Genomic DNA, 11954 nt, shown 5'->3' on the forward strand with positions numbered 1-11954 from the left:
CAAAATTAATCTAAAAATTATCTAAAAAGTTTTTTGCTTATCTATAAGGACAGGCACAATGAAACACGCTCTATCATATATAGCGCTAGCGGTTGCTGGCGGTTGTACACCTGTAATGGCGGCTCAGCTACAAGGTCAAATTACCGATATTAATGGGGCGCCTATCGCTGGCGCACATGTGAGTATCGACGGTGGTAACAAGACAACCAGTGACTCTCAAGGTCAATATCAATTAACGCTTACCGACAACAGTCATGTGCATCTGCATGTGAGTGATGACAACTACAGACATGCAGATCATGATTTACAGATAGCCACAGGCACTGTGACGCAAGATGTGTCACTCGAGCAGGCCATGATGGAAAACATTGTCGTTACCGCATCGCCTTTTCTGCGCTCGGCCATGGAAAGCACAACGCCAATCAGCGTGATGACGGCAGATCAGCTGAAACTGAATATCGAACCTAGCTTAGGCGATACACTCGAGAAGCTGCCCGGTGTGCAAGCCTCTCATTTTGGTGCCGGTGCCAGTCGCCCGATTATCCGCGGAATGAGTGGCCCTCGAGTGTTAGTGCTAGAAAATGGCCTTTCGGTGGGCGATGCCTCGACTGTATCGGCGGATCATGCGGTGACCACTGAAGCTGGAACGGCGCAGCAAATCGAGATTCTGCGGGGACCAGGCTCTCTACTCTATGGCAACGGTGCGATTGGTGGCGTCGTCAATGTGGTCAATAATCGAGTTCATGAAGAATCAGTCGATGAATTATCCGGTAACTTCGGCACTCACTATGTGACAGGCAATAATGGCCGCACGGTCAATGGTGAGTTAAACGGCGGCAACGGACAATTCAATTGGCATCTAGACGGCACTCATCGCAATACAGATGATTTCGATATTGCCGGCAACGCCATTGAGGGTCAAAGCGACACCCAAGGTAGCTTGGCCAATAGTCAGCTAAAACTCGATGATTATGCCGCCGGTGTCGGATACACGGGGGATGACAGCTTTATCAGTATATCCGGGGCTCGCACTGAGTCTAACTACGGTATTCCGGGCCGAGGTGTGGAAGGTGATCCCGACATCACCATAGATTTGCAAAAAACGGCCTGGCAACTTCACTCTGGCCTGTTAGATCCATTCTCTGGTGTGAGTAAACTGCGTTTCGACGCAGGTTATACCGATTATCAGCATGCCGAGGAGGAAAATGGCGATGCCGATACCTTCTTTTTTAACAAGCAAAGTGAAGCCCGCTTAAGCATTAACAATACGCCTTGGGGCGAATGGCAAGGCGTTATGGGCCTACACGCCATTCACAGAGATTTTTCAGTTCAAGGGGAAGAAGCACTGACCCCAGACAGCAAAACTGACACCATCGCGGCGTTTATCGTACAAGAGCGTAAAATTGATAATTTTCGTATCGAGCTTGGGGGTCGCATCGAGCATTATCGTTTAGACCCTAACACCATGGATCTACAAACTGGCGTACAAGACTACCAGCCCGAAGGCGTGAGTGATAACAATATGACGCTTTCAGCCGGTGTAGTCTGGGATTTCGATCCGGCCTACAACTTAGGCTTATCAATCGAAAGAGCCGAGCGTTCAGCCACCGCCGAAGAGCTTTACAGTTTTGGCGCACATGATGCGACCCAAAGCTTCGAAGTGGGCTCTCAATTTAAGATTGAAAACGGTAACGTCATTCCCAACAGTGACGCTAGCGATAAGGAGATCGCCAATAATATCGATCTAACCTTGCGAAAATTAGAGGGAGCATGGACCGGGTCTTTGAGTGTGGCCTATAACAGGATCAATGATTTCTACTATGAAAGAGATACTGGGCTTAACGCCTCCGATATTGGTGCAGAAGGCGATCTGCCGGTGTACCAATTCACCCAAGGCGATGCCGACCTCTACTCGGTAGAAGCCCAGGCTAATATTCCCTTTGATGATACCTGGTCACTGGATTTACTCAGTGATTACACCCGTGGAAAATTGGTCGATGGTGGCAATTTACCCCTTATGTCACCTATGCGTTTTGGCTCAACCCTTAACTTTGATCTTCAGGACTGGCATGCAGAGCTTGGTGTGATGGCTTATGCAAAACAGACAGACACTGCCGAAAATGAGACAGAAACTGCGGGTTATGCCCTGGTCGATACAGCGGTTACCTATCACCTTGGAACGGAAGATGGCGACTTGATGTTCTATGTAAAAGGCAACAATCTACTCAATCAAGATGCGAGGCCACATACCTCATTACTGAAAGAATACTCCCCACTGATGGGACGTAGTTTTATGATAGGCATGAACTACGATTTTTAATCGGCTCTACACTTAGGAGTATTACCGCGTTCTAGCCTCAAAGCGAAGTCATTGACTTCGCTTTTTTATTAGCCGCTAGCCTACTATCAAAGGTTCTGAACTACACTTTCAGCTAGACCTGTCACTCTTATTTACTCGGTGAACTTGATAAAGCTTGGTATCGGCTTTCTGACAAAGCATGAGTTAATAGCAATTGGTTTTGATATTGGATAAATCTAAAACGCATCTGTTTATTTGGTTAACCATAGGCATTAGTCTATTTGTTCACGCTGCCGCACTGATTATTAGCAACACAATTCTAGAACTCTATGTCTGGCCGCTGCCGGAGGCTCATTCATCTATCGAGATGTTCGGCTCTGCTATCGCCCTATTTCTTGCGCTCTTACTCATCGTCTTTGAGAAAAGCGGCCGGGGAACCAGCCACAATATTGAAATTGCCTGCGCTATGATAGCCATGGGGACACTGGATGGGTTTCACGCAATCGTCGAAGTTGGCCAACAATTTGTTTGGCTACACAGTTTAGCCACTCTGGCTGGCGGCCTGTTATTCTCCTCGTTTTTACTGACTAAGGGTGGCTTATCAAATAATTTCAAGGCACCTTGGATAACACTGGCACTTTCTATCTTAGTTGGCCTAATTAGCCTTGTATATTCGCCGTTAATTCCTATCATGGTTATTGATGGGAAGTTTACTCTAGCCGCTATGGGCCTCAATATTGTTGGCGGCATTGGATTCTTTATTGCTGCGTTTAAACTGATAAAAACTAACCAAAAAACCAATAATATTAATGACCTGCTCTTTAGCATGCACTGTTTGTTATTTGGCGCCGCTGCGATCATGTTTGAGCAATCGGCATTATGGGATCTTGCATGGTGGGGCTGGCACTTGCTCAGATTGATGGCATACCTTGTTGCCGTCATTTTTTTAATCTTAGAAGGTCTGGTGATATTAAAAGAGCTGAAACACTATCAGCGCAATTTAGAAGCCACCGTGCTCGATAGAACTCAGGATCTTGAAAATGCTAATCAGAATTTAAATCGCGCATTGATAGAGCTAACAGCCACCCAAGATCAACTGATCCAGCGGGAGAAAATGGCATCCCTTGGTGAGTTAGTTGCAGGCGTTGCCCACGAGATCAATACCCCCATAGGTGTCGGCGTCACCTCAACCTCTTTTCTTGAGCAAAATGTCCAAAGGATCAGTCGAGCCTATAAGGCTAATGAGCTGTCATCTGAAGAGCTGGAAAGCTTTATCGACACCACTGAGCAGACTTGCGAGTTACTCACCTCAAATCTGCGCCGGGCAGCCTTGCTGGTCAGCAGTTTCAAACTCGTTGCCGTAGAGCCTTCAGATGTGAAAATGAGAGAGTTTAAGGTTAAGGAATATCTCGATGGGATAATTTTTTCAATCAATGATTCGGTTAAAGATCAGCGCTATAGCGTCATCTTAGATTGCGACCCCAATTTAGTCATAGTGAGTAAGCCTTGTACGCTATCGAAAATAATCAGAAATCTTATTCTCAATTCAGTCCATCACGCATTTAACTTTGACGGCAATGATGACAGTTCAAAGGACGCCATTAGCAAAGGGCTTATCAATATCTCAATAGAATGCTGTGATAACGAGGTTCACTTAATATATCGGGACAACGGCATAGGATTAACTGATGAGCAGAAACAGAAAATATTCAATCCTTTCTATACCACTAGCCGCAACTGTGGCAGGGTCGGCCTAGGCGCACACGTCATCTACAATCAGGTTTTACAAGGGTTAAAAGGCTCGATAGAAGTCAGCAGTAAGTTTAATCAGGGGACCAGATTTGATATTAGGTTCAATGTTAAGGGCAAACAAACCTTGTTGGACAACTCAATATAAAAAGCAGCCGATGTTAACAGCTGCCTCGATGTTGAAACTATGCTAATAGGCACTATTTCAGCGTTGCAACCTCTTTTCTTACACCTTCAACAACCGCATCAACAACACATGGAGTATTTGGTCGATATGGTGAGGCTTCGGTGACAAGGTCGCGATCATCTTTCTGGTTTTTCAGGATACGCATCATCAAATATTCTGCATCTCTCCACACCCCACCTAAGGTTGCTGAGCCTCGGGTATATAACCAAGGAAGTCCAATAAAGTACAATCCATCGACATCATCACTGATCCCACGATAATTACTTGGGTAGTTCATCTCATCAAAAGTGATATTTTCAATCCAGAAAAAGTTGGGTTTAAACCCTGTCGCCCAGATAATATTTTTGATACTGCTGATGCTGCCTTTTTGAAACTTTATACTTGTCTGGTCGGCCGATAATGTTCTCCCCATATGGATCACATTCTTTTTGGCCAGCAGTGTCTTCACGTCGGTACCTATAACCGGTTGCACACCTTTACTCAACCATTGACCAATTTTGCTAAAACGTGTCACCGATAAAAAGCCTATTTTTGTGAACCACCACCATAAGGTTTTGCCTAAGAATGATTGTGGTATCGCCGTGATTTTATCGGTTCCAGAGAAATGCACGGTACGTCCAGTCTCTGCAATTTCTGATAAAATTTGTACCCCTGAATCTCCGGCTCCGACGACTAAACAGTCGCCATCTTGCAGCTGTTCGGGGTTTTTGTAGTGTTCACTGTGTAATTGAATAATATTATCAGCGATATCGGCGTGGCAAGGGGGGGTGTATGGCGTATGGAAGGGACCCGTGGCAATAATGATCTGTTTGGCCTGATAACGACCCGTTGCACTGATTATTTCAAAAATACCATTAACTTTTTTGACTGAGGTGATTCTTTGATTAAATTCAATGGGTATAGAAAATTTTTCAACATAACTTTTTAAATAGTCTGCCACTTCATATTTATTGGGGTAATACCCTTTAGGAAATGGAAATAACATCCCCGGAAGATGGTTATATTCTGTAGGGGTAAACAACTTTAACGAATCCCAGCGTTTTAACCAAGGCGCACCAATGTGCTCATTGGCGTCTAAAATTAGGTAATCTTTATTATTTTTCGATAAATTATATGCCATAGACAGTCCAGACTGCCCTGCGCCAATAATGATAAATTCTTTCATGGATCCCTAATAAGTTGCTTATTAAAATTATTATGCGCGGTATTCTAACAGATCATGGCAAGCGAACCTGACTATTCGTAGAAAGGATGAACGATTTTGTAACAAAACTGGATGATTTTCAGGCCGGCGTGTAAAAAACGCACAATGTACACTCATAAAAAACCACGGTATTTACCGTGGTTTTCTCTTAAATCGTGATTTATTCCAGACTCGAGAGTATGGTCATCACAGGCTGCTATTTAAGCGCGGCGATCTCTTCCTCTACCGCTGTAACCACACCTTGTGGATTGCTCAGGTACTTAGAGTGATCGACAAAGATACCATGATCACCGATGGTGATGACCAGTGCAGGGAATGATTTCGTGCCTATCATCTCCTGGATCTCGGCGATATCCGATAATACGTATTCGGCTTCGCTGCTCAATTCATCTTTGAAGACTTTATTTGAGGGCGACAACTTGAACTTTTCAACCACGTCATTGAAGTCATGCTTAGTATCTAGCGGGTTACCTTCGATGAAGTGCGCCCTTTGTAAAGCATTGAGCACTGCCAATACTTTCTTAGGCTGCTTGCTCTGCATCCATCCCATCAAGTTTGCCGTTTTGAGCGAACTCTTAGGGCTGTTAACGTAACGAATGTGATCTCTGCCAAACTTAAGCCCAGTAAGTTTCGCCACTTCTTCCATCTGCTCTTCGCCCGCGCTGTCTGTGCCATTGTAATGTGCGCTATGCAGCAGGTGGATATTCATCTCAGGGTAAGCTTCATGAAGTGCGTTGACCAAAGGTGTGGCCCCGTAGCTCCATGGACAATGAGAATCGAAGATAAAATACAGATCCTTGCTAGAGTTCTCAGAAAAAGGAGTCTCAGGATCAGAGATAGGCAGCTCGGTAAACAGTTCTTGGGTCATTCGCGTGAGTCTTGGTCAAAATCAGATGGCAGTGATCCTAATTAGTTTGTCTTCAATATTCAATCTTTGTCTTGAGAAGTTTACCCAAATCTTAGCTCGAGTCACTCGAGTCCTTTGTTTGCATGATCACCGCTTACCGCATCGTAAAGAAGAAATGGGCCGACAATGCCTTCGACGGTGAGAGTGCCAGACTCTATGGAGGACGCTGGAATAGCCGCGGCCAGTCTTGTGTTTATCTGGCGGGCTCCGAGTCTTTGGCTATCTTAGAGATATTGGTTCACTTAGATAATACCAGGCAGATCAATCATTACTCGCTATTTGCCATCGAGCTGGATGAAAAAGATATCATGTTGCTGGACCATGACTCCCTACCCCATAACTAGCAGGAAGATCCTGCGCCGGCGGATACCGCCGATCTTGGGGATGAATGGATAAACAGTCAGAGCAGTCTGGCTCTGTGCATCCCTTCAAGCATCATGACCCGTGAACGTAATTTTCTGCTCAATGTCGACCATCCCGCTTTCGGTAACATAATGAATACCAAAGTAGAACTCGAGTTTTCCATGGATAGCCGACTCTTGTCAGTAAACTAGACTATAGCGGCAGGCTGGCGCTTCAAGGAGGTTAATTTTTCACGCCGTCAACCAGCCAAGTTAGTTGACTAGTTACTTACTGGCCTAATTATAATTTCATAGTAAAATGTCTATATCGACATCGTTTTATGAGATAGCTGGCCTAAAATAAAAGAGGAGCTTTGCTGAATCTACGCGCTTTGCAACAGAACCAGCCAGCTTAAGCATGACTCACTGGTGAGCACCGCGCTCTACAGTTTTGAAATTGAAACTGAACTAACAGTCTCATTATTTTTAGGAGGAAGTGTGGCGAGATTACTCATAATGTTTATCGTATTAACCATCTTGCCATTATTTTCAGCGAGTGCAAAAGACCTTAGGTTTGCTGTTGTTCCAAAGTTTTATGGTGTTTTTTTTGATCAAAGTAAAAAGGGTTGTAAAGACGCTGCCAGCCAAATAGAAGGAGTAGAATGCGTTTATCTTGGGCCTGAAAAAGCAAGTGTAAGAATACAAGACAAGATTATAGAGCAACTGATCGATGAAGGTATAGATGGTATCGCAGTAGCCGTTACACAATCCAAATTTCTCGCAGAAAACAGCCTACAAAAAGCTAAACAAGCAGGAATTCCTGTTATTACCTATGACTCTGATTTTAACGATCTTACCCTGGAAAAGTATAAGAATTTACGTTTAGCGTATATAGGAACAAACAATTTTGAGCTTGGTATGGCTTTAGGAGAACAATTAAAAACATTACGGCCCAATGGAGGAACACTTATTATTCAATCCGGACGACCAGATTCTCCAAATTTGAACCTGAGAATGATGGGCATACGTAGCGCACTTTCAGGAAAAAGATATGCAAGGCCTCCAGGAAAATTACTCATAAACGATCATGGATGGACTGAAGTTCGAGAACCTTTTTTTAATTTTGACCAGCTTACTCGGGCAGTTAAACAGATGGAGTCAGTGCTGAAAGGAAGGCCAATACAGGCAGACTCCTTTATTGCTGTTGGTGGTTGGTCTCAGAATGATGAAGCCCTCTATCGTAAAATGATGGTTCCGTACAAAGGGAAACTTAATAGGAAGGAGCTGGTAATTGTTATGTCTGACGCGTCTCCCTCTCAGTTAGTCATGTTACGTGACCATCTTGCTCATGCAAATGTTGGTCAAAGCCCCTATGAAATGGGCAGACAAGCAATTTTAACACTTCTTAAAATTGTGAAAAAACAAAGATATGAGGAAGTCATCCATACTCCTTTGAATTTTTGTACACCAGATAACTATGATACTTGTACTAAAAGCTTATAAATGGAGCCCATAAAAAATTAGCAAAGTACCTCTAGCCCTGTCTATTGGCTATGCTTAGGACTAGGCTATCACACTTGCTCAATACTGATGACTCTTCGACGATTTTCGTTTATTTATTCTATTTGTCTGATGTGCATATTCTCTGCGCTCCTCATCGGATATCGCTACTATTTTGAGTACCCACAAATACTTCAACGAATAGTCATGTTACAAACACGGGAATTACACGCGGTAGACATCATGATCGACCAACAATTACAACAGCTGGCGATCAGTAATTATGACTATGCTGTTTGGGATGAAAGCTATGAATTCATCCAATACCCCACCCGTGCATTCATTACTGAGAACTTCCTGGACGATACCTTCACCTCATTGAAAATTGACGGTGCTATTTTTGTCGGGAAAAACAAAAAAATACAGTGGGAGCGCGGGTTTGATTATGTCGAAAAGCGTGCCCTGAGTGTTGAACCCTTGGATGTGGTGACAGCTGAAATCGTCAATATAACCTATCCTACGTCCTCTCAAACTGACGCAGTTCCGCAAAAAATGGGGTTTATTAGCACCAATTATGGTCCGGTTATGTTTGCCTCAAGCCAACTCAGGCAGTCAGATCGTTCCGGTCAACAGGTCGGCATGCTCTTGTTTATCCGTAAAGTCAGGCTGTCACTTATACATCAACTAGCGGATTTTTCTCAACTGAGCATCACTCAGGGAGACATAAATGCACAGCAAAACATCGATCACATTCCAGATATATCGGCACCAATAGGCGATGCCGCCTTTAGCCTTACCAGGCAGAGGGTGATAAAAGATATCACCGGAAAAGCAATAATCATATTGAATATAAGACATATAAATAATGATCCCCCGCCTTTTTTTAATCACACGCTGCAGATCATATTAGTAGTGCTCATAACGATACCGTTTATACTTCAATGGATTGTTAATTTAATGTTTATTAGACCAATAACAATAGGCATCACTAATATTGTTAACATGATATATCGTGGTGAACTTACCCCATTAAAAGGGGAGTCTAATATTTTAGAGATTCAAAAACTGATCACCAGTTTCAACCAACTCGTTAATATTGTTAACCAGCAAAAAGAAGATCTTGAAGTTTTAGCGCTTAAAGATGCGCTGACTGGGATAGCTAACAGACGGGCTTTTGAGAACCACCTATCGTTAAGCTGGTCTCTGACTCAGCGCAATGCACTTCCTCTGGCCATAGTGATGGTTGATATCGATTTTTTTAAACACTATAACGATAACCTGGGTCATCAAGCTGGAGATGCTGCGATTCAGCAGGTGGCGACCACGTTATCACAACACCTGGTCCGTAATGATGATATGGTCGCCAGATACGGAGGTGAAGAGTTTGCGATCATATTAATCAACACAGACATCTCTCATGTGCAAAGTATGATGAGCAGGCTACTTCTCGCGGTGAGACATCTGGCCATCTCACACCCAGGGTCCTCGGTATCTTCCCACTTGACTATCAGCCTTGGCGCGGCAGTCACGACTCAATTTGAGTGTACCTCAGTAGATGAATTACTCCTGCATGCAGATCAAGCGCTCTACCAGGCAAAATCAGCAGGACGAAACAACGCCATGTTATGGGGATCATGAGCGTCCCTAGTGGGAACAAGTCTGACAACCAACAAAAAATCCCATCAAAAATATTGATGGGATTTTTATCGACTACAACCAACCAAAGTCACGTAAATAAAAGACTCTAGCGTTATTTAGTGAAACGTTGAGCCTTGTATTTAGGATTCATCAGGTTCTCGATTGAAAATATTTCATCGATTTGTTCTTCGCTGAGTAGACCTCTTTCCAAGACGACTTCACGGACATTCTTACCCGTTTCAGCGCAAATTTTTCCTATGATGTCGCCTTCATGATGACCGATGAAAGGGTTAAGGTAGGTAATGATACCGATAGAGTTAAGCACAAATTCCTGACAGACTTCACGATTTGCCGTGATGCCTTTAATACACTTGTCGTTCAGAGATAAACAGGCATTTTCCAGCAGTGACAGAGATTCGAACAGACATTGGCCTATCACTGGCTCCATGACGTTCAGCTGTAACTGCCCCGCTTCTGCAGCCATTGTGATGGTCAGATCATTGCCACAGACCTTGAAGGCCACCTGATTAACCACTTCCGGGATCACAGGGTTCACTTTAGCCGGCATGATGGACGAACCCGCCTGCATCTCTGGCAAGTTTATCTCATTAAAACCGGTACGCGGTCCCGATGACAACAAGCGTAAATCGTTACAGATCTTAGACAGCTTAATTGCGAAGCGCTTCAATGCGCTCGATAGCATTACATAGGCGCCACAGTCTGATGTTGCTTCGACTAAGTCTTCGGCGGGCACAAAAGCATGACCTGTGATCTCGGCGAGTTTAGCGATGGCCAAAGCCGAGTATCCATCGGGGGTGTTGAGCCCGGTACCAATCGCCGTCGCACCTAAGTTAATCTCTAGCAATAGCTCCTGACAACGCCTGATGCTTTTGATCTCTTCTTTAAGGGTGATGCCAAAAGCGCGAAACTCCTGCCCTAAGGTCATGGGTACTGCGTCTTGCAGTTGAGTACGACCCATCTTCAACACATCACTAAACTCTTCTGACTTAGCGAGGAAGGTATCGATCAGTAGAGATAACACTTCAAGCACTGTGTTGGTGCGCTCAAACAGAGCAACCCGAAACCCCGTCGGATACGCATCATTGGTGCTTTGACTCTTGTTTACATGATCGTTGGGATTGATATGACTGTAGGCACCTTTAGCCTGACCAAGTTGCTCCAGGGCAATATTGGCAAGGACCTCATTGGTGTTCATGTTGACCGATGTACCCGCACCGCCCTGAAAAGCATCTACCGGAAATTGCGCGTAATACTCATCGGTAGCCAGCAAGGTATCACAGGCCTTGATAATGGACTCGGCGATGTCACTGGGTATGGTACCGAGTTCGGCATTGGCCATGGCCGCCGCTTTCTTGGTTTTGACCATGCCACGGACAAATTCGACACAATCGCCAATTTTCTCATTACTAATGTTAAAGTTTTCTATCGCTCTTAGGGTATGAATGCCGTAGTAAGCGTCATTGGGGATCTCTTTAGAGCCTAATAGGTCGGTTTCTGAACGTGTGCCTTCTGCGAAGCTTGTGTACATTACTGTCATTTGTGGTCTGCTTGTATTTGAGGTCTGTTTTAGCTCTGATTCTAAGCTAAATGTATCAGTCGCAGACGAGGGTAACATGGGAGTATAAAGCAGGTAAATCGCCCCTGTAGAATAGTTAAAACCTCTTTGATTTAGCGCATTTACTCTAACATTTCATTGATGATTTTCATTCTTATTTCACGCTTCTATTACAGATAAGAGACCGTCATCATCTTGTCTTTAGCGCCTGTGTTTTACTTTACTCCACTTTCTGTCTTGATCCATATAAGACACACAAGCCTGGCCGCAGGCATTCTGACAACAGCCATCATCGACCACGCCACATAACTCACCATGTCGCCATAAGGATTCAGATGCGACCAGAAATACCCATGGTGACAGGCCCGTACCATAGCGCAAAGATTTAGGCTTATCCGGCTGTTGCAGTTGTTTGATTATTTTGAGTTTAGCTGTCGATAACAGATCGGCTTGCATGGCTAATTGTCTCCACTAATGAGGCCCTAAGGCATTACAAATTCAAAGCCATCAATTAGTTTGATGGCTCCATATGGCTATGCATTGTCGATTAATA

Annotated in this window: 8 protein-coding genes and 1 pseudogene; 5 read left to right on the plus strand and 4 right to left on the minus strand. The window is 44.2% G+C overall.

The features are described from left to right. Positions 1-58 precede the first annotated feature (58 nt). The gene (locus FM037_RS14405) at positions 59-2320 is read left to right on the plus strand and encodes a TonB-dependent receptor (protein ID WP_144046571.1); all 2262 of its coding nucleotides are present in this window, start codon (positions 59-61) and stop codon (positions 2318-2320) included. 205 nt (positions 2321-2525) lie between these two features. Continuing rightward, positions 2526-4196, plus strand: a complete 1671-nt coding sequence (locus FM037_RS14410; protein WP_144046572.1) for a sensor histidine kinase — start codon at positions 2526-2528, stop codon at positions 4194-4196. A gap of 52 nt (positions 4197-4248) precedes the next feature. Here the strand turns inward: FM037_RS14410 and FM037_RS14415 are convergent, their stop codons facing one another. Both FM037_RS14415 and FM037_RS14420 read right to left on the minus strand, forming a co-directional pair. Continuing rightward, positions 4249-5400 carry a flavin-containing monooxygenase gene (locus FM037_RS14415; protein WP_144046573.1) on the minus strand — a complete coding sequence of 384 codons (1152 nt, stop codon included), beginning with the start codon at positions 5398-5400 and terminating at the stop codon, positions 4249-4251. 235 nt (positions 5401-5635) lie between these two features. Continuing rightward, a complete protein-coding gene (locus FM037_RS14420; RefSeq protein WP_144046574.1) occupies positions 5636-6307 on the minus strand; it encodes a protein-disulfide isomerase in 672 nt (223 codons plus the stop codon). A gap of 122 nt (positions 6308-6429) precedes the next feature. Here FM037_RS14420 and FM037_RS30150 point away from each other — a divergent pair. The 3 genes and pseudogenes from FM037_RS30150 to FM037_RS14435 all read left to right on the plus strand — a co-directional run bounded on the left by FM037_RS30150 (position 6430) and on the right by FM037_RS14435 (position 9825). Beyond that, positions 6430-6900: pseudogene (locus FM037_RS30150) on the plus strand (RES family NAD+ phosphorylase). 303 nt (positions 6901-7203) lie between these two features. Further along, positions 7204-8190, plus strand: a complete 987-nt coding sequence (locus FM037_RS14430) for a substrate-binding domain-containing protein (RefSeq protein ID WP_144048963.1) — start codon at positions 7204-7206, stop codon at positions 8188-8190. A 204-nt stretch (positions 8191-8394) separates the two neighbouring features. After that, the gene (locus FM037_RS14435) at positions 8395-9825 is read left to right on the plus strand and encodes a sensor domain-containing diguanylate cyclase (RefSeq protein ID WP_185976829.1); all 1431 of its coding nucleotides are present in this window, start codon (positions 8395-8397) and stop codon (positions 9823-9825) included. 112 nt (positions 9826-9937) lie between these two features. Here FM037_RS14435 and aspA read toward each other — a convergent pair whose 3' ends face one another. Beyond that, positions 9938-11383, minus strand: a complete 1446-nt coding sequence (gene aspA / locus FM037_RS14440; protein WP_144046576.1) for an aspartate ammonia-lyase — start codon at positions 11381-11383, stop codon at positions 9938-9940. A 219-nt stretch (positions 11384-11602) separates the two neighbouring features. Then, positions 11603-11857 carry a hypothetical protein gene (locus FM037_RS14445; protein WP_144046577.1) on the minus strand — a complete coding sequence of 85 codons (255 nt, stop codon included), beginning with the start codon at positions 11855-11857 and terminating at the stop codon, positions 11603-11605. Between the last annotated feature and the right edge of the window lie 97 nt (positions 11858-11954).

Source organism: Shewanella psychropiezotolerans, from assembly GCF_007197555.1.
GTDB lineage: Bacteria > Pseudomonadota > Gammaproteobacteria > Enterobacterales > Shewanellaceae > Shewanella > Shewanella psychropiezotolerans.